Consider the following 25,553-nt stretch of genomic DNA (forward strand, 5'->3'; position numbering starts at 1 on the left):
CAATTTTAGAAATAAGCAAAATAGGAATCTATCTTGCTTATTCTTTCACTTAAGAATTACTTTCTTAAGTGAACAATAGTTTACCCGTAAAATAAATAGATCGTGCGAAGTTATCAATTAATTGTTCGCCTTGCCTTAGATAAGATTGATTAGTATCTATCTCCGCTAATTCAAAAGCTTCCCCAATTTTTGATCCCGCAGTATGGGCATCACCATTTCTCATATCGTATACACCAGCAATAACTCCAAAAACCATACGAGCTTTCTCATGTCCAATCTTATCAGCCAATATACTTTCGAGTAGTTTATTAGAACCAAGCTGATCTTTTGATTTATGAGTTGAAACCTGCTTTAGATTTCCCTTATTTAAACGCTCTGAAAAAAAGCGGATCATTTCTTTTGCTAGTCTTAATAATGAAGCTTCATCTTTACTAGAAAAACGTGAAACTATTTTATAAAAATCTTCTTCATTTACATCATGTAAAAATAAATTCAGTTTATATTTATTATAAAATGATTTCTCTAAAAAATGAGTTATTTGGAATAAGTTAACTTCTGGAGCACGAGTAGAAGCTGGCTGTGCCTCCACCTGAGACATTAATAGCTCTGTAGAAACTTTCCCATCAGGAACTACATTATGACTAGCCCAAATGTGTTGTTCCCAAGAGTTTAGCCGGGCAATATCGTATGCATATACAGTAATATAATCAGAGCCATTTATGCCAAAATGCGTTCTGTGCATTGAAGTAGATTGAATATAACCAGTTTCCTTTGTATACCACCAAAGAGAAAATCCTCTATAGCTAAGTAATTCATTTACGACGGATGATCGAAACCACAACCAACGCCCAATATCTTCGTTATTCAACTCATGCGATCTTTTTCTTGTACTATCAGTTTCAACTATAAAATTTGGTAGATCATCATCCAAATCTCCCCGAACTCTAATGCTTTTTTTATTATGATGTATCCATTCATCTCTCCAAAATTCTCCTTCTACCCTTACCCCCTCATATCCACCATGATAACCTTCTCCACTTTCATATTCTGTATTCTCATCATTTTCTTGCCCCATTATTGGTGCATCGTCTTGTACATCAACATCAGTTCTCCAAACTCTCATAGATGCCCAAGTTCCTCCAAAAATACCTTCTATATTACGAATTAAAAGCTCATATCTACCGTTATCTCTTTCTTCTTGTGTATTTTCTAAAGCACTATAATCACTATCTTCTAGTGTTTGTACATTTTCGACCCTTTGGCGATAATAAGAGAGACGTAAAGTTAAATTTCTAGCGGCTAAATAATCAATTAAAAAAGCTCTTTTGATTTCTATGAGTACATGATTACCATTGTCATCTAATACTTCACGGACTACTTCTACAAAATTTTCTTCGGGTCTTACCCAACTGTTTCCTTCTTTAATCAACCCAAGAGCTACTACTAGATCAGGATTTAGTATCCATTGTTTTTTATCAACTACCGGTTGAGAATAACTAAAAACAAGATGAAGACCTATTGGCTCTTTATCAGAATATTCGTATTCCTCGATAGATGAATAATAACCACCATCATAAACATAAGGTCGCGTTTCACAACCTATTCCTATCTGCCCCCAACTTAGTTTTTCAGCTAACCCTAGCTGATCTTTAGGAAAAGCAACTGATCCACATCCGAAATACTCTTCTTCATATCCAATTCTTTTTATATTTCCAGTTTCATTAGTCTGAGATGCTCTAAGAGGTACCCAAGTTGCTTTATCAAAAAAGCGACGAGTTTCATTCTTGAGTAAAATCCAATCAACCTTATTCATACTCTCCCCCTGAAAATTATTAATATTAAAAAGTATTTGAATTATTCATTTCAAAAGCCTATATCAAAACCAAGTAAAGAAACACCCTCCCATCATAGCCACCACGCTCTAAATTTTGTAGAATAGCGGTTTTCCCTCATGGTGCTTTTTTATGACCGCCTGGACTGCTCACGTTACTGTCGCCACCGTTATTGAAAAAAACGGAAAATTCCTGTTTGTTGAAGAACATACGGCTGGTGTAACGCACACGGTCTATAATCAGCCTGCAGGTCATGTCGAGTGTGGGGAAACCTTAATAGATGCGGCTATTCGCGAAACCATGGAAGAAACCGGGCATGCCATAGCAGTAGATTCCCTGCTTGGCATCTATACCTATACCCCGCCCATGTTTCCAGACCGTACCTATTTCAGATTTTGCTTTTTAGCACATGTACTGGAATACTTTCCAGAAGCTGAACTGGACAAAGGCATTGTCGGCCCACAATGGATGACGCTGGATGAATTGCTCGAAACGGGTCGTGCACGTAGTCCCCTAGTCATTAAAGCCGTCAAAGATGCCCTTTCAGGTCAGAAATATCCTTTATCGCTCGTTTATGAGCACCAAAACTCTCCCTTAATTTCAAATTTGGATGCTTAATCCTATGCAACAACGTGTCATCGTCGGTATGTCTGGTGGTGTAGATTCTTCTGTTTCTGCAGCACTTCTTCTTCAACAAGGTTATCAGGTTGAAGGGCTTTTCATGAAGAACTGGGAAGAAGATGACGGCACGGAATACTGCACGGCAATGGAAGATCTGGCCGATGCCCAAGCCGTGTGCGACAAGATTGGCATTAAACTGCATACCGCCAATTTTGCCATGGAATATTGGGATCGTGTATTTGAGCATTTTTTACAGGAATATGCCGCAGGTCGTACCCCAAACCCAGACATTTTATGTAATAAAGAAATCAAATTCCGTGCCTTCTTAGACCATGCCGTGAACCTGGGTGCAGACTTTATTGCTACCGGTCATTATTGCCGTCGCGGTAAAACTAAAACCAATTCGCGTGGTGAAGAATACGCACCGTTATTACGTGGATTTGACAATAACAAAGACCAGACTTACTTCCTGCATGCCGTGCATGGTCGTGAAATTAACAAGACCTTGTTCCCTGTGGGCGAAATTGAAAAACCTGAAGTTCGTCGTATTGCTGAAGAATTAGGTCTCGCGACTGCAAAGAAAAAAGACTCCACCGGGATCTGTTTTATTGGTGAACGTCGTTTTAATGACTTCTTAAAGCAGTATTTACCTGCCCAACCCGGAAAAATCCTGCTGGATAACGGTAAAGAGGTTGGTGAACATCACGGCTTAATGTACTATACGCTCGGTCAACGCGGTGGTATCGGTTTGGGTGGCCTTAAAGGTGCAGCCGAAGGTGCCTGGTTTGTGCTTTATAAAGATATTGAAAACAACCGCCTTGTTATTGGTCAGGGTCATGAACATCCACTGATGCAAAGTACTATACTTTGGAGTGAAGCGATTGACTGGGTGGCGGGTGAGCAGGATATTCCGGAAACAGGTTTCCGCTGTACCGCCAAAACCCGTTATCGCCAGCCCGATCAAGGTTGTATTATTTATAAAGACAGCGATATGCCAAATGGTGTACGCGTTGAATTTGACGAACCGCAACGTGCGGTGACTCCAGGACAAAGTGTAGTGTTCTACGCAGATGAAGTTTGTTTAGGCGGTGGTGTGATTCATCATACCAATGCCCCTAAACCTGATTTTATTTAAAAGGAAGCGACAGGCATGGCTGAGTTACCCTTTCAACAGCCTCAGACTTTGAATGTACGTCAGAACCGTGCTTTGGCGTTGGCAGCTGTGTTTCAATCGACACAGCTGACCCATATGACGGCCATGTCGGGACAGCAGAGTATTGGCGAAAATGGGAGCTTCTATCTGGAGCAACTGATTAAAGCCAGCCTGAACATCCGCCCTACCGCCAATGAATCCTGTCAAACCTTAGACTTCTTTAATCAACTTGCCGATATTTCCCTCGGTTTAAAAACCTTAGAAAGCAGTATTACCCAGCCTTTTAATAGCTCTCCCAAATCCCGCTTACCCAAACTCTCTAATGCCAAACTGCCAATGAGTTACGCCATGGCATTGTTACAGTTAGAGAAAAAAGTCTATAGCAATCCCAAATTTGTTGAAATCATTGAACAATCACAACAAAAAATTCTAAAACAGCTGTCTTTTTTCGATAATAACTATCTGCATCCCAGCATTATTGCCAACCTTGCCCAAACCTATATCGACACCGCGGGACAAATTAACCCCCGCATTATGGTCAAGGGCAATGCCGAAGCATTTAAAGATAGTGCCCATACCAACCGAATACGCGCTTCCCTGTTTACTGGCCTGCAACTGGCGCACTTGTGGCGTCAGCTCGGAGGCAGTTCATGGGGCATGATTTTCAGTAAGCGTAAGCTACTCCAAGATATTCAAGATCTTGCTCGTTTACAGTATCAGGTGGTTTAACTGATGTTGTTCGAGCTTTCTGTTTTACGTTTAATTCCAAAGTTTAAGGAATCGCTATGAACGCTTTAACCGCACTTTCTCCATTAGATGGACGTTACGCTAGCAAATGTGATGCTCTTCGTCCTTTCCTCTCTGAGTTTGGTTTAATCCATGCTCGTGTGACTGTTGAAGTGCGTTGGTTACAAGCGCTTGCAAACCGTCCAGAAATCACTGAAGTTCCAGCGTTTAGCGCAGAAACCAATGCAGCGCTTGATGCAATTGTGGCTAACTTCTCTGAAGACAATGCAAACCGTATTAAAGAAATTGAACGTACCACCAACCACGATGTAAAAGCGGTTGAGTACTTCTTGAAAGAACAAATTGCTCACATTGATGAACTTAAAAATGCCGGTGAGTTCATTCACTTTGCTTGTACATCTGAAGACATCAACAACTTGTCTCATGCATTAATGTTGAAAAATGGTCGTGAAGTTTTAGTTGCTGCGATGCAACAAATCATCGATTCAATCGTTGCACTTGCTGAACAACACGCTGAACAACCAATGTTGTCTCGTACTCACGGTCAAACTGCAAGCCCAACAACTTTGGGTAAAGAAATGGCGAACGTGGCTTACCGTTTAGCTCGCCAAATCAAACAATTTAAACAAGTTGAGCTTCTAGGTAAAATCAACGGTGCTGTAGGTAACTACAACGCGCACTACTCTGCTTACCCAGAAATCAACTGGCCTGCGCATTCACAAGCATTTGTTGAATCTTTAGGTTTACAATTCAACCCGTACACCACTCAAATTGAACCACATGACTACATGGCGGAACTTTTTGATGCGTTACGTCGTTTCAACACCATCCTGATCGACTTTAACCGTGACGTTTGGGGTTATATCTCTCTTGGTTTCTTCAAACAACGTTTGAAAGAAGGCGAAGTTGGTTCTTCAACTATGCCGCACAAAGTAAACCCAATCGACTTCGAAAACTCAGAAGGTAACTTGGGTATTGCGAATGCCGTACTTGCACACTTAGGTGAAAAACTTCCTGTATCTCGCTGGCAACGTGACTTAACTGACTCGACTGTGCTTCGTAACATGGGTGTTGGTTTTGCGCAAAGCTTGATTGCTTTTGAAGCTTGCTCTAAAGGTATTGGTAAACTTGAACTGAATGCTGCACGCATTCTTGAAGATCTTGATCACGCTCAAGAAGTTCTTGCAGAGCCAATTCAAACTGTAATGCGTCGTTATGCAGTTGAAAAGCCATACGAAAAATTAAAAGCCCTGACTCGTGGTCAAGCAATGACTCGTGAGATGATGGTTGATTTCGTAAACGGTAACGAACTTGAAGCTGTTCCTGCTGCTGATCGTGCACGTCTTGCGACAATGACACCTGCAACTTATACAGGTAATGCTGCAACTCAAGCGAAACAGGTTAAGGATTTAATTTCTAAAATTTAATTCGAAATAAATCTAAAAAGCGAAGCTTCGGCTTCGCTTTTTTATTAGAATAGAATCTGTTGATAATTCATCTATGTTTGTAACCACATAAGCCATTGATAAAATTTCAGCACTCCCAATAAAACTTTGCCAATACAAGAAATAATGATTGAATATCAATTGAACATCAAACACTGGCTTGCACTTGCAGTTATGGCGGTTGCGGTAATCATCGCCAGTATTCGTCCTTTAGAATTTGAAGCATATTTAATGCATCAAGCAGGTACAGTGTTTATGCTTGTACTGTTATTGCTTACCCAAAAGAAAATTGGCCTGAGTTTTTACAGTTTTGCGCTTTATCTGGTTTTTTTACTGATTCATATTGTAGGGGCACATTACCTGTATTCCTATGTGCCCTATAACGAATGGCTCATTCAGCTGTTTAATTTTGACCTTAATCAATCAATGGGCTGGTCACGCAATATGTATGACCGTTTGGTGCATCTTGCCTGTGGTGTACTGCTCTTCCCTGTGCTACTGCGGCTGTTTCATGTATGGCTGCCTGAGGCTAAACCTTTCATGCTGTTTTTATTGGTGGTGCAGTTTATTATGGCCACCAGTTTAATTTATGAATGGCTTGAATGGTGGATTGCCATTGGTTTATCCCCAGAGGAAGCAGAAAATTATAATGGGCAGCAGGGAGATATATGGGATGCACATAAAGATATGCTGCTTGCAACAGTTGGGGCAGCAGGCTATGGCCTGCTTGATCTATGCTACTCTTATAAAAGCTTAGCTAAAATACCACAACCAGAAAGTGACCAACACGCCCATTCACAGGACTGAATCAAACAGGATGAACTTTGAATGTAATTCAGTTCCCCAAAACATACCTTTTTCCAGCCATTTTTAAGCAGAACACTATTCAGTGTCAGCGCTGCCAAATGCAGCAATACACTGGCTAAAAACAGGTTGGCGAATAGTTCATGCACTTCTTTTAAACTGTGGCTATGGGTAGAGTCGGTGAAAAAGCCGGCCAGTACAGTTAAGGGCAGCAAGCAAAAAAAACAGTATACTCAGCTGAAACAGGCTGGAACTAGCTGTTTTTTAAAAATGCTGGAGAAAGCTATTGTTGTGGCTGCGCCCAATAGCGCTGTACAAATGGCTTGATCAAATGAAATCGACGACTCACTCCAGAAGGCTGGGTATAGGCAAGTCGAGGCGCAAAAAACTGCCATAAAATTCTTAATATCAAGCTAATACCGAGTGTATAGCCAAAGGCCATATGCACTTGATGCCATTCTGCTGCATCCTCCGTGAGATAAGCCCCAGTAAAGCTTAACATGATAACAATATGCAAAAACCGGATCAGTAAATCTGTAGAAGATGTTGTTGTGTCCTGGGCCATAAAAAAACCTGTGTTAACAGTATTTTAATTGCAGCCATAGCAGCCTAAGCTGAGTTGAATATTAAGACACAGTTAAAAAAATGGCGCTCATTAGAGCGCCATTTTAAAATCAGAAGATCATTTTAAATTAAAGCTTAGGATCACGCAGTTGAATAACATTCGCACTCGCTTTTGACAACGTTTCCATCACCTTATTCATCACTGCAGGCACCAAGCCATCGGCCATTTGAGCTGCCTGTAAACCCAGTTTCTCACCTAAAGTTGGTTTACGACGAGTTTCAATCACATATACATCATGCTGTGCCAATAAACCCAACAGATATTCATCAGAGGTTTTTAACTGGTCGACCAAGTTCAATTCAAGCGCATCTTTACCATACCAATGCTCCCCGGTTGCCACTTTTTCAACATTCAGTTGGGGACGATATTTTTCCACAAAGTGCTTAAACAGTTCATGGGTTTGTTGCAACTCTTCTTCAAACTTGGCTTTACCTTCTGCGGTATTTTCACCAAACATGGTCACGGTACGTTTAAACTGACCTGCAGTATAAAGTTCAAAGTCGATGTGCTTTTCTTTGAGCAGGCGGTTAAAGTTCGGCACTTGTGCAACCACGCCAATTGAACCGACCACAGCAAAAGGTGCAGAGACAATTTCATTGGCAATACAGGCCATCATATAACCGCCACTGGCTGCAACCTTATCGACACAAATGGTCAGGTTAAAACCGGCATCACGTAAACGAACCAGTTGTGCCGCAGCCAGACCATAACCATGTACCATGCCACCCGGACTTTCCAGACGCACTACTACGCGGTCACGGCCTGCTTTTGCAGTGGACAAGATCAGGGTAATTTCTTCACGTAGATTTTCTACTGCAGATGCAGCAGTATCGCCCTTAAAGTCGAGTACATAAATTTTTTGATTATTTTTTTTACGTAAACGTGCTTCTTTGGAAAGCTGTTGAGTCAGTTGCAATAGTTCAAATTTAGATGCGGTAACTTGTGCAATTTTTTTACGCTGTTCATTTACACGGGCATTTAAATGGCTGATACGGATTTCAGCAGGCAATTTAGGGTTGTGAAATAACATACAGATATAAGCTCATTTAATTCATATTTATATTGAATAAGATGTGGGCATTGATGCAAAAATTCAATTTATATTTTGCAAATAATTATCATTGATTAAAAACGACAATAAAATAGCTCTAGCTGTATAAATCCATACTTCAGCATAACCATAAAAAAAGAGCCTGACGGCCCTTTTTTTATACACATAAAGATTAACCAAAGCGACCGGTAATATAAGCTTCCGTCAATTGATGATCCGGCTGAGTGAAGACTTTTTCAGTCGAGTTCACTTCAATCAGATCACCCAAATGGAAATAGGCAGTACGGTCAGATACACGTGCAGCCTGTTGCATCGAGTGGGTTACAATCGCAATGGTATATTGGGTTGAAAGCTCTGAAATCAGTTCTTCAATTTTAGCCGTTGCAATCGGATCCAGCGCCGAACATGGCTCATCCATCAGAATCACTTCTGGACTCACCGCAATGGTACGCGCAATACATAAACGCTGCTGCTGACCACCTGAAAGACCAGTACCTGGCTGGTTTAAACGGTCTTTGACTTCATTCCATAGCCCCGCTTTATGCAGGCTATTTTCCACAATTTCTTCCAGGTCGTATTTATCGCGCGCCAAACCATGCAGTTTAGGGCCATACGCCACGTTATCAAAAATTGATTTCGGGAATGGATTCGGTTTCTGGAACACCATACCGACCTGTGCACGCAGTAAAACCACATCCAGGTTAGGATCATAGATATCCTGATTATCCAGCATCACCTTACCGGTCACGCGACAGCTATCAATGGTGTCGTTCATACGGTTTAAGGTACGCAGGAAGGTTGACTTACCACAGCCCGATGGACCGATAAAGGCAATCACTTCATTTTCATAGATATTGATGTCAATACCTTTAATAGCTTCTGCTTCGCCATAGTAAACATGAACATCTGAAGTGCTCAATTTAACATTAGAGGTCTCATTTTCTTTTTTGCTAGAAGTATGCGTATCGAATTGAGAAACAAATGCAGTGCCCTGAGATTTTTTGTCTACTTCAGGAGCGGTAAACTGTTTCTGTTCTGGATTCACGGATTCATCCTGTTCTAAGGAATTTGTTTTTAATGTAGCGGTTACAGTATTCATATATTGTCCTCAATTACCAACGCACTTCGAATTTTTTACGTAACCAAATTGCCAGGCTATTTAATCCAATCAACAGTGCAAGTAACACAATAATGGCAGCAGCAGTACGTCCTTCAAAGAAGTTACGCAATTCATTACCTTGCCACAAGTAAATCTGTACTGGTAACGCAGTTGCCTGATCCAATGGTGTTGCCGGAATGCTCGCAACGAATGCGCTCATACCAATCAATAGTAGAGGTGCAGTTTCACCCAGCGCATGAGCGACACCAATAATAGCACCAGTCATGATCCCTGGAAGTGCTAAAGGTAAAACATGATGGAATACCGTTTGCACTTTGGAAGCACCTAAGCCCAATGCCGCCTGACGAATCGAAGGTGGTACTGCTTTAAGTGAAGCACGGGTGGTAATGATAACCGTTGGCAGCGTCAATAAACTCAATACCAAACCACCGACCACTGGAGCGGATAATGGTAAATGCATCCAGCCGATAAAAATTGCAGCACCGAGCAAACCAAATACAATGGAAGGTACAGCTGCAAGGTTGTTAATATTTACTTCAATAATATCGGTCCAGATATTTTTTGGTGCAAATTCTTCTAGATAGATCGCACTTGCTACCCCGATTGGAATCGAAATCAAGATGACAATCAACATCATGAATAATGAGCCCATGAACGCACCCGCCAACCCTGAAGTTGCAGGCGAACTACGTGAGTCTGGATTGGTAAAGATATTGGTATTGAATTTTCTTTCAAGAATATCTTTCGCTTGCAGATCATCTACAAGCTTACGTGTTTCAGCATCCAATTGTTGCTGTTCATCGGGTAAAGAACGATCAATTTTGCCACTCATCCAGACATCCACATTTGCATCAGCCAAGAAAGTCATTTCTTTCTTTTGACCAATCAAAGCTGGATCGGCAAACACCATATCACGTAAACGGTAAGCTTCCGAGCTGGTGTAAATACTGTTGAGGTAGTCACGTTGAGCTTCAAGGCTTGGATCTTTGGCAATCATGCCATTCACGATTAAGGCATCCCAATCCACCATACCCATTTGGGTTTGCCAGGCAATGGTACGCTCTGCAAACTGGGCTGGAGATTCGCCATCCTTCTGCGTAGGTTTTGCACCTACCTGAATGATGGCAGGATCAAAATAAACCGGAACAGTGATGCTCGCCTGCCAGAATGCAGGTAAACCTTTCGATAGAATACTACCAAACAGCAAAACAACAAAAAATAAGCCAACCACAACTGCAGACAGACCAGCTAAACGGAAGGTTTTTTCCTTACGATGGCGCTTTGCCAAAGTTTTTGAAATTCTATCCTTACGTTCTGTACGCATGTTAGCCGCTTCTTGAGGATCAAAGTCTTTTTGATCCATAGGAGATGTATTGGATGTACTCATTCGTATTGCTCGCGGTATTTACGCACAATGTAAAGTGCGATGATGTTCAAACCTAGGGTAATCACGAATAACGTAAGACCCAACGCAAATGCCACCAATGCTTGCGGGCTGGCAAAGTCGGTGTCGCCGGTTAATTGTTTCACAATCGTCACGGTCACAGTTGACACAGCTTCTAGCGGATTGGCATGCAGTAATGGACTATTACCTGCGGCCAGAACCACAATCATCGTTTCACCAACTGCACGTGAAACAGCTAACAGGAATGCACCGGTAATCCCTGGTAACGCGGCGGGTAAGACCACCTGACGAATGGTTTCCGATTTAGTGGCACCTAAGCCTAGAGAACCATCACGCAATGCACGAGGAACTTGGGTAATGATGTCATCCGACAAGGAAGACACAAATGGGATAATCATAATCCCCATTACGAAACCAGCGGTTAATGCACTCGTTGCATTAATTTCCAGGCCTATACTATCTCCAAGCATCTTGAAGAATGGACCAATCACCATCATGGCAAAAACTCCATATACGATGGTGGGAATACCTGCCAAAACTTCGATCGTCGGCTTGACCCAAGAGCGAAAGCCAGAGGATGCATATTCAGCCAGATAGATGGCAATCATCAGTCCTACAGGCACTGCGACTAAAAGTGCAATACCACTGACCATGAGCGTGCCCCAGAGCAGTGGCAGCAAACCATAACTTCCTTCGGCATTTCCTGATGTACTAAAACCAGGATTCCACTCTGTACCCAAGAAGAAATCGAGTGGGCTGACGAAGTGAAAGAAGCGCATCGCTTCACTAAACATCGACATGACAATACCGATGGTGGTTAAAATTGCCACCCCAGAACACAGAGCCAAGGCCACATTGATGGTTTTTTCAACCTGATTACGAGCGCGATATTGTTGGGATACCCTTTTTTTGGCCCATACCAGCCCGATTAAGGCTACGCAAATCACTACTGCCAATTTGGCAAAAGCACTAATGCTCTCAATTTTCGATAATTGTTGTGCGGCTGCAAGCTCATAGGCTGCTGCCTGATCACTGACACCAAAACCTGAGGCAATCGCTTGCACCCGGTCAATTAAAACTTCGACTCCGGCCTGGTCTAATGTGGCTGCAATATTTGCAGGGACATTACTTAATACCACGTGCCGCAAGATATTCGGTTCGACAATGTTCCAAACAAGTAAAATTAAAAGCGCAGGGATACCACACCATAAAGCCACCAATGCACCGTAATATCCCGGACGAGAGTGCAGATTCGCGGTATTGTTGCCCTTACCTGCCAGCTTACGACTTTTAGATAATCCGATTTGATAAGCTACGGCAATCAAGGCCAATAACACACCTATGAGTAGCAGATTCATGTATTCTCCGGCATTTTTTCAATTTTCATGTTTTGAAAAATCCTTGTCAGTGCAAAAATGCTGGTGCTAGGAATCATCCTAGCACCAGCTTCTTTCATTATGATTACTTAACCGCTTTACCAGCTTTTAATGCTGCAAGAACTTTTGCACGTTCTTTATCAGACATTGAAATTAGACCAGCTTTTTCTAGCTTAGAACCTTTACCAGATACTTTTTTATTGATGAAGTATTCAGAGTACTGTTGTAAACCTTTGATTGATTTAAGGTGTTCACCTTTCACATAGAAGAACAATGGACGTGATACAGGATAAGAACCGTTCAGAATGGTTTTCTCTGATGGCGTTACATTGTTCACGCTAGCTACACGTAATTTGTCGCGGTTTTGGTCATAGAAACCTAAACCAAATACACCAATTGCACTTGGAGAAGTTTTTAAGCGAGCCAGCGTTTCAGTATAATCACCTGCGATTTCAATCACTTTACCGTCTTTACGGAAGTTAGCGCATGCTTTCTTCTGTGCATCTTTGTCTAATTTTTTGAAATAATCATAAGATTCACAACCGGCTTCAACCATTTTTTCCTGGAACACTTCACGCGTACCATGGTTAGAAGCTGGGATCACCAAAGTAATCGGTTCATTTGGCAATGCTTTATCAATTTGGTTCCAACGTGTATAAGGGTTGGCTACCAATTTACCGTTTGAAGGTAATTCTGCTGCCAGTGCTGCAAATACATGTTGTGGACGTAGTTTATATGCCGCTTTCTTTGAGTTAGATGCAAATACAATACCGTCATAACCCACTTTAACTTCAATCACCTGATTTACACCGGCTTTTTTACATGCAGCCAATTCAGAATCTTTAATCTTGCGCGATGCATTGGCGATGTCGATGGTATTATCACCTACACCCTGACAAAATTGTTTAAGACCGCCTGAAGTACCACCTGAACCAACAACTGGTGTTTTAAACTGCGGGAAAGTATTGCCAAACTCTTCAGCTACAATACTTGCATATGGTAAAACGGTTGAAGAACCAGCGATTTGAATAGTGTCACGAGCTGCATTTGCTGTAGTTGCTACAGCTGCCCCTGAAACTGCTAAAGCAAGTGCGATGTGATTTAAACGCATTCTTTTCTCTCTTCATTAGATGCAATTTTGAAGTACGCCACTTTTTATTCAGTTTTGTACTTATTTCGTCCATTGCATTTTGATTTTATAATATGACAAAGAAGTTACAGCATTGTGACGCTTTGATGATAATTGCTCTATCAACTTTGATTTATAAAATTTTCCTTTAAATTCAATATGTAAAAGATTCTTTCAATGAAAATAAAACTAAGCTGTTTAACGGCGAATTTGTAATAATTCTTATATTTGTCATTTTTGTATGATCTAAACCCTGTATGTTTTTTCAGAAAATCCTGAAATTGAAAATATATACACAAAAAAAAAGGAGATCCATTGATCTCCTTTTTTCAATACTCAATACAACTACATCGATTAATCAATCGCAGGTGTATATGTGCCATCAGCAATCGCATCTTTAATACGGTCAGCTTCTGCAAGCACAAGTGCAAGCAAGTTCTTCACGTTTTCGAGTGTTGCTACCGGGCTTAAAGTGGTCATTTTCAATGATTGAACATCGCCCACTTTAGTTACACCAATATTCGCTTCACCGCGCGCAAACAATTCATCTGCAACGTTTTGGTTTAATGTATCTAACAATTCAGCTGGATAGCCTGCTGGTACCACACGGAACAATACAGAAGCAAATTGTGGATCAACCAGCATCTCTAAACCAGCAGTTGCATTGATGTAATTAGCCACTTCACGCGTCAACTCCACACCATGGTCGATCATCGAACCATAAAGCTCTTCACCCAATGCTTCAACTGTCATCCACAATTTCAACGCATCAAAACGACGTGTGGTTTGTAATGACTTAGACACCAGATTCGGCACACCATGTTCTTCATCATAAGCAGAGTTCAAGTACTCAGCTTCATAATGCATGAAACGGTAGTTCGCTTCGTCTTTCAACAAGAACGCGCCACAAGAAATAGTCTGGAAGTAATGTTTGTGGAAATCGAGTGTCACAGAGTCAGACAATTCAATACCATCAAGCATAGAACGATAGTCATTTGACAGAATCAGTGCACCACCCCATGCCGCATCGATATGCATCCACGCGCCATATTTGTTGGTGATTTCACGGATTTGTTTCAATGGGTCAATCGCACCCGCATCGGTCGTACCTGCAGTTGCAACCACACATGCCACGATCTTGCCTTCAGCCTGAAGATGCGCCATGGTTTTTTCCAGTGCATCTACATCCATCTGTGCATTTTTGTTCACAGGAACGGTCACTACAGACTGGAAGCCCATGCCCATCATCGCCATGTTCTTTTGCACAGAGAAGTGTGCATTTTCAGAACAGATGACTTTGACATTACGCATTGCATCAGCAGGAATACCATCACGCTGAACCGACCACGGATTACCGTTTTCGTCTTTCCAGTTTTTCGCGATGCAGGCATCACGTGCAAGCAGCACACCCATCAAGTTAGATTGCGTACCACCAGAGGTGAACACACCAGCCTGACCTGAACCATAGCCGACTTTTTGACGTAGCCAGTCAATCAGCTGCACTTCCATCAAAGAACCTGCCGGGCTTTGATCCCATGAGTCCATTGACTGGTTGGTTGCATTAATCAACACTTCTGCAATTTGGCTCGCCACCATGGTCGGGCAATGCAAATGTGCTAACGAGTGTGGATGATGCACTTTCAAGCTTTTATTTAAGAAAAGCTCAACCATACGCTCAAGAGATTTATGTAAACCCATGCCTTCTTTTGAAGGATGAAACGCAATTGCGTTACGGAGCTCTTTAATGCTACCGCCAGTGTACATTTTGTCGTTTTGCAACCATGCTGAAACGGCTTTTACCGCTTCATCCATTGCCGACTGATAGTCAGCAATGGATTGTGCATCATTGCAGAATAACGCTTTACGATGTTCTGCAAAATCAACCATGTTACGCGCCTCGAGTTGCAACTAGTGCTTCAGCAAGTGCTTTCTTAAAGCGAACGATCACTTCTTCACATTCAGCTTGATTGATGATAAGCGGGCAAAGTAAACGAATGACCGTACCGTTACGACCACCTTTTTCTAACAACAATTTGTTGTCAAAACATGCTGCCTGGATTGCTGCTGCCAATTGTGAATCACCAGGGAAAGCACCCATATGATCTGCTTTTTGACGTTCATCAACAATTTCAACACCAATCATCAAACCACGGCCACGTACGTTACCGATACATGGGAATTCAACAGCTAATTTTTTAATTTCAGCTTGGAGGAAGTCACCACGCTCTTGCGCATTTTGTGCCAAGTTTTGTTCTTTGATGGTTTTGATCGTTGCAAGACCTGTACCCATTGCCAACTGGTTACCACGGAAAGTGCCCGTGTGACCTGCTGGCTGCCAAGCATCAAACTTACGCTTAATACCCAGTACTGCAAGCGGCAAGCTACCACCCACTGCTTTAGACATTACAACCACATCAGGTTCAATACCTGCGTGTTCGAATGCAAACATTTTGCCTGAACGCGCAAAGCCTGCTTGAACTTCGTCAAGAATCAACACAATGTTGTGTTTCTCAGTCACTTCACGGATTTTTTTCAACCATTTTACAGGTGCAGTCACCACGCCGCCTTCACCTTGAATCGCTTCAAGAATGACTGCTGCTGGCTTGGTTACACCACTTTCTACATCTTCAATGAAGTTTTCGAAATAATAAGTCAAGGCATCAACACCCGCTTCACCACCAATACCCAATGGGCAACGGTATTCATGCGGATATGGCATAAACTGTACGCCTGGCATTAAGCCATTCACAGCATTCTTCGCAGACAGGTTACCTGTCATGGCCAAAGAACCGTGAGTCATACCGTGATAGCCACCTGAGAAGCTGATCACTGAGCTACGACCGGTATAGGTTTTTGCTAATTTAATTGCTGCTTCTGTACCGTCTGCACCAGACGGACCACAGAACTGTAGGCAATACTCTTCCTTCCCACCAGGGAGCTGTTCAAGTAATGCTTCAGTAAATGCATCTTTTAAAGGTGTCGTTAAATCTAAAGTATGTAATGGCAAACCACTCGCAAGAGTGTCCTGAATACTTTGAATTACCGCAGGATGATTATGGCCCAAAGCCAATGTTCCTGCCCCAGCTAAACAATCGAGGTACTCTGTACCTTCAACATCAGTAACCCAACAACCTAAGGCTTTTGCTATCGCTAACGGCAATTTACGTGGATAGCTACGAACATTGGATTCCATCTGGCTTTGGCGAGTCAAATAGTATTCGTTAGTAGACTTAGTGGCAGGATTTACAGAAGAAACGCTCATATCGAATTACCATCTCTGATATGGGTTGAAAGAAATAAGTCGGGTGACTTGTGGTCCTTTGACTCGGTGCTTTATAGAATCTAGTTTGACGACTTGATTTTTTACATCATAACTAAACGGCGGATGATACAGAATTTTTCAATAAAATAAACAAGTTTTATAACTTTATCTATCCAAAACCGATCGAAAAAAATATATCAAGCCAAATCTTAGATTGAATTATCATCTTACAGTGTGACAGGTTAAAGAAAACCTTATTTTTATACTTTTTTTATGCAAAAGATTAGATTAACGTAATCGCTTGAACTAAAGCACTTTAAGTATTTAATTCTCAAATGTTTTATTTACAAGTGCTTTTTGAAATAAAAATTAAATCGCTTACAATCTTGACACAAAGTCTACAAAAAATCCTCATGAAGTAGCGATACCATGCATACTAAAAGCTGAACCTTTCTTTACAAAAAAACAGGTAAAAATAATGCGATATTTAACTCTCTCCTCTCTGGTGCTTGCTGGCGTACTTTCAACGACTGCTTTTGCGCAGCAAACAGAACAGCTGAACTATAATTTAGTCAATGTGCAAGCTGAAGCAACACGTCAAATTTCGAATGATGAAATGCATGCAGTTTTATATATTGAAAGAAGCAAAAAACAGCCAGCCGAACTTTCTGCACTCATCACACAATTAATGAACCAGGCCATAGCAGCATCGAAAAAATATCCGCAAGTAAAAGTCGAAACGGGTGCTCAAAGCACTTATCCTGTTTATGACAATGACAGCCAAAAATTGAAAGAATGGCGTGGTCGGGCAGAAATTCGTTTAGAAAGTACCGACTTTAAAGCCGTTAGCCAGTTGATCAGCGAATTGCAGCAAAACTTCCAGACCCAGTCGATCGAATTTACAGTTTCCGATACAAAACGTAAAAATGTTGAAAATGAATTGATGGTGGAAGCCTCTAAAAACTTTCAGCAACGTGCACAAATGTTGACTTCGGCATGGAATAAATCAGGTTATCAATTGGTCAATTTAAATCTGAATACCAATAACTATTATCCACAACCAGTGATGATGCGTGCCAACATGGCGAAATTTGCAGGTGCTGAAGCCGCCGATGCGCAAAATGTTGCTGCTGGCGAATCAAAAATTACTGTGAATGCCAATGGTTCAATTCAGTTTAAATAATCAAATGCTGATTTAAATAAAAACCGTGTACATACACGGTTTTTTTATGCGCTAAATAGGCTAATTACAACAATATAGCGACAATCCTGTCGAATGTTTCATTTTATTTTTCTTGTAAAATCATCCCCTCTTTCTGTTTTTATCTCCCTCGCTTCCTACATGTCCATTTTTAGCAGTATTGCCTTTGCCCATTATTTTTCCGCATGACGGGATATTGGCAGATTTTTGCTGGCAGTTGCCTGGCTGGTGGCATGGTCACGGATTTATGTCGGTGTGCATTTCCCGATTGATATGCTGGGTGCCTTTATTTTGTCGTGGGCTGTGAATCTTGCTGGTTTAAAACTATGGAATCACTACTAGGCAAAACTACTGGCTTGGGTGATGTGGATTTATCAAAAATATTCAGTCCGCTAATTCAGCGAAATTTAATGAAATAATCCCTTTAAAAGCATATAAAAAATCCCGCTCTAAAGCGGGATTTTTGAATCTATAAAACTTAATAAATCGCCATATGATTGCGATATAAAATTAGAATAAATGACTGATTTTTATATTTAAATTAATAATATAGAAAAATTAACCTCTACTTTAACCACCATGCAGGATTTGAGTAGTTATATTGCTAGGTTAATTTGAAAGTTAATTAACCCGAATCCTGCTTAAGCCAATGATTCCATAATCTGAATTGTTGGATTATTTTTATGGTTTAACTGATATGCTTAACCTGTGTACACAAGTAGTATGTAAAACGAATTTAATAGCAGTATTTAGATTAATCATCTTCCCAAATAGATTCAGGCAATTTTTCATATTCATTTCGACAGAATATACACTGATACACTCCTGATCTTTTATTTTTTTGAACAGTTCCCAAACAATCATCAATGTCCTTACTATCAAAATACTCAAATTCAGCCATTACCGATACACATTTCTTGCAATGGTCGCTATCAACAGATTTATCATAATTAAAAATTTCGTTAGCAACTTCTCGGGAACAAGAATAGATAGCCCCAGTCAATTCATAATGAACTTGAAGCATTTCAAAGATATCTCCAGATATTTCGTCTTTGTTAAAATCTACACCTCCTCCTGAGTGACTAGCTTTGTATCTGTATCGATGCCAGATCCAATTAGATCCCCCCTGATTTAATTCATTATGTGCATATACAATTCCTTTAAATATTATTTCAGGATTTATGTCTGAGCTTTTATCTACAGTATGCATGAATTTATTTCGTAGTATCCGTATATCCTCGTACCACTTTTTAAATTTTGGGCTTATTTGCTTATCACCAAATACTTCATAAACTTTTATCAAATCTTGAGCATCAATAGAGTGGAATTGGGTAAATGATCTAATCCCATTTTCATCTGCTTTAGGAATATTTTTAGTACTTCCAGTTATTAATAAGTAAGGCGAAATATCAGCAATCAAACCTTTAAGCTTGAATTCCACTGACTGTAATACTAGTGTCAAGGCAGATATAAGCTTTGGTCTTGCATGGTGCCAATATTGATCCAAGCCGTAGACAACCTTATCAGTAAAGTATTCTGAAGATAAATAAAATTGATTTGTCGAATCTAGTTTATAGTATTCATGGGCTAAATTTGATATTTTTTCCCAAGCCTCATTTACCATATCATCAGCTGAGGAGTAAAAGTCCTCTTTAGTTGGTATATCTATAATCATTTTTCACAACAGTCCATTCTTAAACAAAAAAGCATGCTTTTAAAATTCCTTATCTGCGATTCGGGTTAATTAACCTTGATTAATTGTAAGGCTTCATTGACCGAAAGAGTCGAAGCAATTCTATAAGTGTGCTGAGAGTTTGGCTCTAAATTGATCATTTCTTCAACTTGAGAATATGGGCAAAATGATGAGGCAGCCAAATCAACTTTGATTTCGTACTCTTGAGGGCTTAAGTAAACCGTTGCCCGCTCATTCGGTTTCAAGGCAAAGACTTTTTTATTATTTATATACACTCGGTGAATACAGGCTGCGCCCCAAATTCCGCCATCTCTAATAATTGTAACGGGTGTGTTACGTTCGTCTGTCTTGATGAAATAGTCTTTCGAGTACATTCGCTCTGAACTGACTCCTTTAGCGCTACTTGAAGCCGTTGGAGTTGTCGCACAACCGCTAATGATAAGAATAGAGAACGACACAAAGCCGACACATAATAGTTTTTTCATTGTTGTTTACCCTGATTTGTTATTTGAAAGAGATTTGTCCAAGATAGCCGCGCAATAGCGGTCTGCTTCGCTCTGGTTTGCTTCACACTGCATTTAAATTCTAAAAACAATAAATCCTACATCCGCGTAATTAAAACCAACTACGGGGCAAATGGGAGCAATACCGCTTGAGACAAGGCTAATTGAAAATAGGCTCACGCATTACACGCGCTATACCCTGAGCAAAAGGCGAATTTTCTAGGACTTCGCCTTTTGTGATTAAAGCTTATTCGCTAACTAGCAAATACTCACCGCTTGCACTTTGAATGATTGTTCCCTGTGTTGACTTGAGAACAGTCATTGAGGTTGAGTTGATGGAGTCATCTTTCACCGCTGTATTTGCTAAGGTGATGAATTGTTCTTCGGTTAATTGCGTTACTGTCATGATTTTTTCCGATTTAGCGTTTAAGTTAGTATTGGCTGTCTTGTAACCAATGCTATCAATAAAAGTTTGTTAAGCGGTGACTTAACATGTTGATTTAGTGATCAATTGGGTTGATCTTGTGATTGATTTTGTCGATTAAAAGAATGAAAGGTTTGAGTTAAATAAATTTCGACCAATTTTTTACTCTAATTCCCCCTTGTCATTGGTTCGTCAGTTCGGTTCGCTCACCTCCTCACCCTTTCTAAATGTAATCGAGAACAATACCGTCGTTGTTACCGGTGTCACCCCTTATCGCCACACTTCTCTATCAAGGTTAAGATATGGATGTAAGTTAATAGGCAGACAACGGCGGTAATATTGCCCTTTGAGACTATCCCCTCAAGGCTTTTAGCTTTTTTTCCCTCTAAAAAAAGTGCGTACTTTTTGCGAAGTCACTCTTTAAAGTTTCTCTTGAGGTCACTTACTTTTCGGCTGATTGCTTTGTTCAATTCACCATTTTTAACAACCGCTTGATTGAAGTTGCGCTTGTGTCTACTTCTGCTGTAATGTTCTTTCGTCCGTTTACCGAACGTCTCCACAGACTGCCGATAAAGTTTTTTGTCGTCTGCCGTTGCACTTTCGCCGAGCCGTGTAAACTTCAAGCGATTAAAAGCGCATTGAATGATTTCCGGCAAGTTACTTAAGCTGTCATTCACTCCAAGTTCTGAAACGGCGCAATTCACTTCTGTTCTAGCCCGATGCTCGCTCTCAGGAAGGTTTACGCCTCTGTCTGTTGTTTTATTATACGACCGGTAATTAGTATGGGCATCTCTATGATTCACACCAATGCAATAACCTTCATCTAGTTTGTTGATGAGTTCTAGTGGTGACTTTGGTACTTTCTGAAATTCACCTTTGTATTTATATACGCGCTGGTTGTTTGAACTTTCAACATAAGCAAGCGATTTATACAGGGCAATAAGTAATGCTTTGTGTTTAGCGTTGTAGAAGTCGAGCGAAGCCTCTATACGGGCGATTTTTACGCTATCGTAATCAACCCCGTAATGCTTCAGGCAATTGATGATCGCTTTCAAATCTCGTTTTGATCTGATGTCATGGACTCTAATCGTAAATACTTTGCCTGATTGCTCAATGTCTCTTTCGTCACTTTTGATGTAATACCGCGTGCCTGTCTTTGCGGTTAAATATTTCTTGATATGGCTTCGAGTAGTCGGCCTGTTTACTTCAAACTGTAGAGTCAAGAAGTCAATTACCGATTTAATTTCAATGCCCATCGCTTCAAAATCGTAGCTGTGAATATCGCTATAAATCTCGGTTTCCCAGTCATCCGCACGCTTCGCATTGTCTGCATAGCGTTGGCGTAGGTTTAGCAGGTCTTTGCTTGATGTTCGGGGCGATACGGTGATGATGTCTCGCTCATCTGCGAGCGATTCCAAAAGCAATTGGTCAAGTTCATTATCAAGCTGTGCCATTAATAGCTCTTGAGCATTACCGCCACAGCTTAAGGCTTTACTCATTGATGATGTAACTAAATCGCGGCCAGCGTATAGGCTATCTAATTTGTGAAGCGTTTCTGTTTCGCTTTCATAAGCCAAATTGACGTACTTGAGTGAAGCAGTATAATCAGGGGGGTAAATTGCGTTCATATTTAAGCTCTGTATGACGTACAACGGCGTTGTGGTTTGTGCCCGCAGCGCCGTTTTTATTTATATAAATATTCCATCGAAAATTTGTTCGTCCGCTTCAATCAAGACCGATTTTAAAGAAGGGACATACGCGCTAATAAGCACCTTGCCGTCGCTTGTAATAGCAAGTGTGGTACATAAGAGAGCCGTTTCTTATTTCACGCCCCGTACGCTCTATTAGACCCCGTTTAGCAAGGTGATTAATGCTGCATAAAACCGCTTGCTTAGTTGCGGTATAGCTCAGCGATTGCCGGAGCTGTGTAAGGTCGACTAATGAACCATCTAGATTGCCACTTTCAACCTTTTGCAATATCTCGACTTGTTTGGGAGTTAGCCTCATCGTGATTGATTCCTAAATTAAAGGGGGCATTTTTAGTGCCCCCCCTTTTTAATATCCGTTCGTTTGTGGTTACATCAACTTGAGTTCTTTTAACGCTCTTATTTTTCGGTTGAGTTCGCGCTTGATGCCTGCATACTTAAGCTCAAAGCCCGCAACCTCGTAATGGTCAACGGCGTAACGACACGCTTCATCAATGCCCACCTCTGTCTTTAAATTAAAATCGCCATCGTTTTCCTCAATGATATTCAATGCAATCTCGTTAATATCTTCATCACTTAGGCTATGGATTTGATTCACTTGATGATTTCCTTATGTGGTGTCAGAGTTACACGTACAAACTCAAGTAAGGCAGCTTCGGTATATGCCAGCTTGCCATTTACAACATGGGTTGTGATTTTGTAACCGTTGCTCTGGTTTGCATGATGACGGCTATTTTTAGTCAAAAATCCATACCATTTTTTAGCATTGCCTTTTAGATGACTTGCGAGCAATTCGGCTGCTTGCCATTGTGTCAGTAAATTCATCACGGTTATTTCCCCGCCTGTGATTTGAGCCATTTTTCAACGTCGTCAAAATTCCAAACAGTCACCCCGTTCATTTTTATTGGCTTTGGGAATTTTTCTTCTCTAACCCAAGTCCATAGTGTCTTGGCAGTGATCGGCAATAAGCCATTACGTGCTGGCTGTTCACGCTTAACACAAACCTTGCCAACGTTTTCGCCTGTTTTAGTTATGTAGGTTCTTGCTGGCAATGCTTTGGATGAAGTTAAGTGCTTCACTTGTAAGAAGCTTGGCAGTTGTTGTGCAGCGTTCATAATCGTGTCTCTATGTGCTTGTATGTTGCGATTATGAACATGCTTTAATTTTGAATATACGACCAAAATCCGAGTTGCTGAATAAATAATTTTGTCTATTGTCACACCCAAATAAGACAGCAACGGCATCATTGATTAAAGTTCTGGATTGTTTTTGCTCATCTTTTGTTGGAGCCCCGATTTCGCCGCTCACATCCCTCATGCCCCACCCTCCACTCGGCTTTGCTTTATCTATCCAGCGTCCGACACTTCTTATAATTTTACTCTCCACCTCTGCGACTCCTTTATCGTTTTTAATTTTTTTGGAGTACCCCATTCCTCTAAGATTGTCGAGAATTGCTTTTGCCAACCCTGCTTTGGTTACAGCGGCATGATGCTCGGATGGAATGATGCCCATGATTTGAGTAGCAATGCGTAAGGTGTGACTCGCTGGGTCGCTATGTTCATCGATAACCTCAACTAGAACCGCTGACTTTGCTGTTGATTTGGCTATGTATACGCTCAATGAGTTATCAGTGATCAGTAAGTCATCAACCGTAATTGTATATGATGCAAATGCGCCATCTTCCCTTTCAAACTCAAAGAAGCGTTTTGGCGATTTAAATAGCTGCCAACCGTTCCTGTATTCTGATTCAATCTCACAAAGATAGTGATCACTAACGTCTTGCATCAAAAGCAACTCGCGTTGCTTGCCGTATAATCCCCGTGCAATCTGTACTCCTACTAGGTCTTTGGAGTTGTTCGCAATCGCACGAAATACAGCATCTTCGTGGTGATAGGATGGTGTTAGGTATAACTCCTCACTAAATTTAGCACCCCGCATTCCTATCAATTTCACTTCCGAGACCAGATCAAAGCGCTCGTCGTTGCTAATTATGCTCAAATGACAGTTGCCCGCCCACCATTTAAAACATACTTGTAGCTCTCGCATTTCGCATAATCGCGCTATTTCACGGTACGTTAAAGTCTGGCCGGTTTTGGCTTTGATCGTTTTGATTGCCTCATCAATTTTCAGGTGTGCCATACCTATTGTGCCTTCTTGAATCTAATTACATTTGGTTCATCGGCTTGGTTAATTCTGTCGGCCAATTCTGTTGCGGTTGGGTTGTAATACCGCATAAGTGTTTTTAAATCCTTGTGTCCCGTAACTTTGGCCAAGTCTTGAATCTGTAACTTTTGCGCTAAACGTGTAGTCGCTTCGTGTCGTGTATCGTGAAAAGTTAAGTTCTCTATTTTTAATTTCTCGGTTACAACCTGCCAAAAATATTGTGAAAGTGTATTTGCGCTTGTAAGCGTACAAACCGTTTCGCTATTGAGGCCCCGCATTAGTTCTAGCATTTCTTTTGCTTTGGTCGAAAGAGGCACCTTTCTCGAAGTGCCGTTTTTCGTATCCGGTAGCAGTACATAGTCATCAAAGACATTCGCCCACGTCAGCCCTGTGATTTCACTTGCTCTCATAGCCGTTTCGATAGCAAATAAAAATGCCCAAGCGGTCTGCTGCTTTTTATTGATTGGCTGAAATGTTGGGTGGTAACTGAATGCTTTTAAAATCTGATCTATTTCCGCTTCGGAAATACGTCTCTCTCTACTCTCTGCCTGTCGAGGTTTAGCAACATCCGTCAATGGTGATTCGGACATAATCCTTAATTCCTGTCGTGCGTAACGGAATACACCACCTAGAACACCTAAATCCCTTGCTACGGTTGATTCACTAACCTTTCTCAGTCTTTCATTCCTAAATTCGATCATATCCAACCGACTAAGCTCACTTACCGATTTAAGCATTAGCTTGGGAAAGTCACGAATGTAACTATTAATAACGCTCTTTTCCTGTTTTGCGCCTTTGTGAGTAGGCGTAACTACTTCACGGTATCGCCCAAGTAACTCTCCAAAGTTCATGCTGACAAGTCGTTTCTGCTTGGCAAGTTTCTTTTCTTGATTGGGGTTGATTCCGTTAGCAAGCTGCGCCTTAATCGCATCCCGCTTCAACCGCGCATCTTTGATTGAAACAATCGGGTACTCGCCCAAGGTTATAGTGCCTTTCTTTCCCTCAAAGGTATAAAGCACCTTCCATGACTTACGACCGGCCGGTGACGTAAAGATATAAAGCATATCGCCATCACTAGTTTTGAACAGCTTATCCTTCGGCTTTAAAGCATCAATCTGTTGTTTGTTAAGCATGGAGGTTAATACCTGACAATAAAAAAGAGGTTAGACTAATAACCTCCAGTCTAACCTCCCTCCTCATGGTGTTTCAATGTCTTTCCAAGTTATTGTAAAACACTCGTGAAACAGTAAAACCCATATACTTCAATGCTTTTCAAACGAATTTCACATTTAT

At 41.1% G+C, this 25,553-nt stretch carries 25 protein-coding genes and 1 pseudogene; 7 read left to right on the forward strand and 19 right to left on the reverse strand.

Annotation, left to right across the window (positions count from 1 at the left end; translation table 11 throughout):
- Positions 1-64: 64 nt before the first annotated feature.
- Positions 65-1,813, reverse strand: a complete 1,749-nt coding sequence (locus B9T29_RS08590) for a hypothetical protein (protein WP_086175517.1) — start codon at positions 1,811-1,813, stop codon at positions 65-67.
- Positions 1,814-1,964: 151 nt separating this feature from the next.
- Here B9T29_RS08590 and B9T29_RS08595 point away from each other — a divergent pair, with 151 nt between their 5' ends.
- The 5 genes from B9T29_RS08595 to B9T29_RS08615 all read left to right on the forward strand — a co-directional run bounded on the left by B9T29_RS08595 (position 1,965) and on the right by B9T29_RS08615 (position 6,605).
- Positions 1,965-2,450 (forward strand): NUDIX hydrolase, encoded by a 486-nt coding sequence (locus B9T29_RS08595; protein WP_086175518.1) that lies wholly within the window; start codon positions 1,965-1,967, stop codon positions 2,448-2,450.
- Positions 2,451-2,454: 4 nt separating this feature from the next.
- Positions 2,455-3,588 (forward strand): tRNA 2-thiouridine(34) synthase MnmA, encoded by a 1,134-nt coding sequence (gene mnmA, locus B9T29_RS08600; protein ID WP_086175519.1) that lies wholly within the window; start codon positions 2,455-2,457, stop codon positions 3,586-3,588.
- Between the two features lie 15 nt (positions 3,589-3,603).
- Positions 3,604-4,335: a high frequency lysogenization protein HflD gene (gene hflD / locus B9T29_RS08605; protein ID WP_086175520.1), complete on the forward strand. Its 732-nt coding sequence runs from the start codon at positions 3,604-3,606 to the stop codon at positions 4,333-4,335.
- Positions 4,336-4,391: 56 nt separating this feature from the next.
- Positions 4,392-5,780: an adenylosuccinate lyase gene (gene purB, locus B9T29_RS08610; RefSeq protein WP_086175521.1), complete on the forward strand. Its 1,389-nt coding sequence runs from the start codon at positions 4,392-4,394 to the stop codon at positions 5,778-5,780.
- 144 nt (positions 5,781-5,924) lie between these two features.
- On the forward strand, positions 5,925-6,605 hold the full coding sequence (locus B9T29_RS08615; protein ID WP_086175522.1) for a DUF2238 domain-containing protein: 681 nt from the start codon (positions 5,925-5,927) through the stop codon (positions 6,603-6,605).
- Here B9T29_RS08615 and B9T29_RS16540 read toward each other — a convergent pair.
- The 9 genes from B9T29_RS16540 to B9T29_RS08655 all read right to left on the reverse strand — a co-directional run bounded on the left by B9T29_RS16540 (position 6,542) and on the right by B9T29_RS08655 (position 16,570).
- Complete coding sequence (locus B9T29_RS16540) at positions 6,542-6,817, reverse strand: hypothetical protein (protein ID WP_228146582.1); 276 nt, start codon at positions 6,815-6,817, stop codon at positions 6,542-6,544. The two genes, B9T29_RS08615 and B9T29_RS16540, sit on opposite strands and share 64 nt — an antisense overlap.
- 68 nt (positions 6,818-6,885) lie before the next feature.
- Positions 6,886-7,167 carry a hypothetical protein gene (locus B9T29_RS16545; protein WP_228146583.1) on the reverse strand — a complete coding sequence of 94 codons (282 nt, stop codon included), beginning with the start codon at positions 7,165-7,167 and terminating at the stop codon, positions 6,886-6,888.
- Between the two features lie 127 nt (positions 7,168-7,294).
- Positions 7,295-8,257, reverse strand: a complete 963-nt coding sequence (sohB, locus tag B9T29_RS08625; RefSeq protein ID WP_086175523.1) for a protease SohB — start codon at positions 8,255-8,257, stop codon at positions 7,295-7,297.
- Positions 8,258-8,450: 193 nt separating this feature from the next.
- Positions 8,451-9,377 (reverse strand): phosphate ABC transporter ATP-binding protein PstB, encoded by a 927-nt coding sequence (gene pstB / locus B9T29_RS08630; RefSeq protein ID WP_086175524.1) that lies wholly within the window; start codon positions 9,375-9,377, stop codon positions 8,451-8,453.
- A gap of 13 nt (positions 9,378-9,390) precedes the next feature.
- The gene (pstA, locus tag B9T29_RS08635) at positions 9,391-10,785 is read right to left on the reverse strand and encodes a phosphate ABC transporter permease PstA (RefSeq protein WP_086175525.1); all 1,395 of its coding nucleotides are present in this window, start codon (positions 10,783-10,785) and stop codon (positions 9,391-9,393) included.
- The gene (gene pstC / locus B9T29_RS08640) at positions 10,782-12,161 is read right to left on the reverse strand and encodes a phosphate ABC transporter permease subunit PstC (RefSeq protein WP_086175526.1); all 1,380 of its coding nucleotides are present in this window, start codon (positions 12,159-12,161) and stop codon (positions 10,782-10,784) included. Before pstC ends, pstA begins: the two co-directional genes overlap by 4 nt.
- Before the next feature lie 103 nt (positions 12,162-12,264).
- On the reverse strand, positions 12,265-13,290 hold the full coding sequence (locus B9T29_RS08645; protein WP_086175527.1) for a substrate-binding domain-containing protein: 1,026 nt from the start codon (positions 13,288-13,290) through the stop codon (positions 12,265-12,267).
- Positions 13,291-13,662: 372 nt separating this feature from the next.
- Positions 13,663-15,195 (reverse strand): pyridoxal phosphate-dependent decarboxylase family protein, encoded by a 1,533-nt coding sequence (locus B9T29_RS08650; RefSeq protein WP_086175528.1) that lies wholly within the window; start codon positions 15,193-15,195, stop codon positions 13,663-13,665.
- A gap of 1 nt (position 15,196) precedes the next feature.
- The gene (locus B9T29_RS08655; RefSeq protein WP_086175529.1) at positions 15,197-16,570 is read right to left on the reverse strand and encodes a diaminobutyrate--2-oxoglutarate transaminase; all 1,374 of its coding nucleotides are present in this window, start codon (positions 16,568-16,570) and stop codon (positions 15,197-15,199) included.
- A 478-nt stretch (positions 16,571-17,048) separates the two neighbouring features.
- On the opposite strand from B9T29_RS08655, the gene B9T29_RS08660 reads away from it, so the two are divergent.
- Both B9T29_RS08660 and B9T29_RS16825 read left to right on the forward strand, forming a co-directional pair.
- Positions 17,049-17,753, forward strand: coding sequence for an SIMPL domain-containing protein (locus tag B9T29_RS08660; RefSeq protein ID WP_086175530.1), 705 nt, complete (start codon positions 17,049-17,051; stop codon positions 17,751-17,753).
- 153 nt (positions 17,754-17,906) lie between these two features.
- Positions 17,907-18,190: pseudogene (locus B9T29_RS16825) on the forward strand (phosphatase PAP2 family protein); the annotation flags it as partial.
- Positions 18,191-18,525: 335 nt separating this feature from the next.
- On the opposite strand, the gene B9T29_RS08670 reads toward B9T29_RS16825, so the two are convergent.
- The 9 genes from B9T29_RS08670 to B9T29_RS08710 form a co-directional block, all read right to left on the reverse strand.
- Positions 18,526-19,446, reverse strand: a complete 921-nt coding sequence (locus tag B9T29_RS08670; RefSeq protein ID WP_086175531.1) for a hypothetical protein — start codon at positions 19,444-19,446, stop codon at positions 18,526-18,528.
- A gap of 65 nt (positions 19,447-19,511) precedes the next feature.
- Positions 19,512-19,949: a hypothetical protein gene (locus B9T29_RS08675; RefSeq protein ID WP_143223878.1), complete on the reverse strand. Its 438-nt coding sequence runs from the start codon at positions 19,947-19,949 to the stop codon at positions 19,512-19,514.
- A 265-nt stretch (positions 19,950-20,214) separates the two neighbouring features.
- Complete coding sequence (locus B9T29_RS16280; RefSeq protein ID WP_171264013.1) at positions 20,215-20,373, reverse strand: hypothetical protein; 159 nt, start codon at positions 20,371-20,373, stop codon at positions 20,215-20,217.
- Positions 20,374-20,804: 431 nt separating this feature from the next.
- Positions 20,805-22,019 carry a hypothetical protein gene (locus B9T29_RS08680; protein WP_086175533.1) on the reverse strand — a complete coding sequence of 405 codons (1,215 nt, stop codon included), beginning with the start codon at positions 22,017-22,019 and terminating at the stop codon, positions 20,805-20,807.
- A 448-nt stretch (positions 22,020-22,467) separates the two neighbouring features.
- Positions 22,468-22,695: a hypothetical protein gene (locus tag B9T29_RS08690; RefSeq protein WP_086175535.1), complete on the reverse strand. Its 228-nt coding sequence runs from the start codon at positions 22,693-22,695 to the stop codon at positions 22,468-22,470.
- Positions 22,692-22,955 (reverse strand): hypothetical protein, encoded by a 264-nt coding sequence (locus B9T29_RS08695; RefSeq protein WP_143223879.1) that lies wholly within the window; start codon positions 22,953-22,955, stop codon positions 22,692-22,694. Before B9T29_RS08695 ends, B9T29_RS08690 begins: the two co-directional genes overlap by 4 nt.
- Positions 22,928-23,212, reverse strand: a complete 285-nt coding sequence (locus tag B9T29_RS08700; protein WP_086175537.1) for a helix-turn-helix transcriptional regulator — start codon at positions 23,210-23,212, stop codon at positions 22,928-22,930. The genes B9T29_RS08695 and B9T29_RS08700 overlap by 28 nt, the downstream gene beginning before the upstream one ends.
- Positions 23,213-23,243: 31 nt before the next feature.
- Positions 23,244-24,236 carry a hypothetical protein gene (locus B9T29_RS08705; RefSeq protein WP_086175538.1) on the reverse strand — a complete coding sequence of 331 codons (993 nt, stop codon included), beginning with the start codon at positions 24,234-24,236 and terminating at the stop codon, positions 23,244-23,246.
- A gap of 2 nt (positions 24,237-24,238) precedes the next feature.
- Complete coding sequence (locus B9T29_RS08710) at positions 24,239-25,393, reverse strand: tyrosine-type recombinase/integrase (RefSeq protein WP_086175539.1); 1,155 nt, start codon at positions 25,391-25,393, stop codon at positions 24,239-24,241.
- Between the last annotated feature and the right edge of the window lie 160 nt (positions 25,394-25,553).

This window comes from Acinetobacter sp. ANC 3903 (assembly GCF_002135315.1).
In the GTDB taxonomy this organism is placed as follows: Bacteria; Pseudomonadota; Gammaproteobacteria; order Pseudomonadales; family Moraxellaceae; genus Acinetobacter.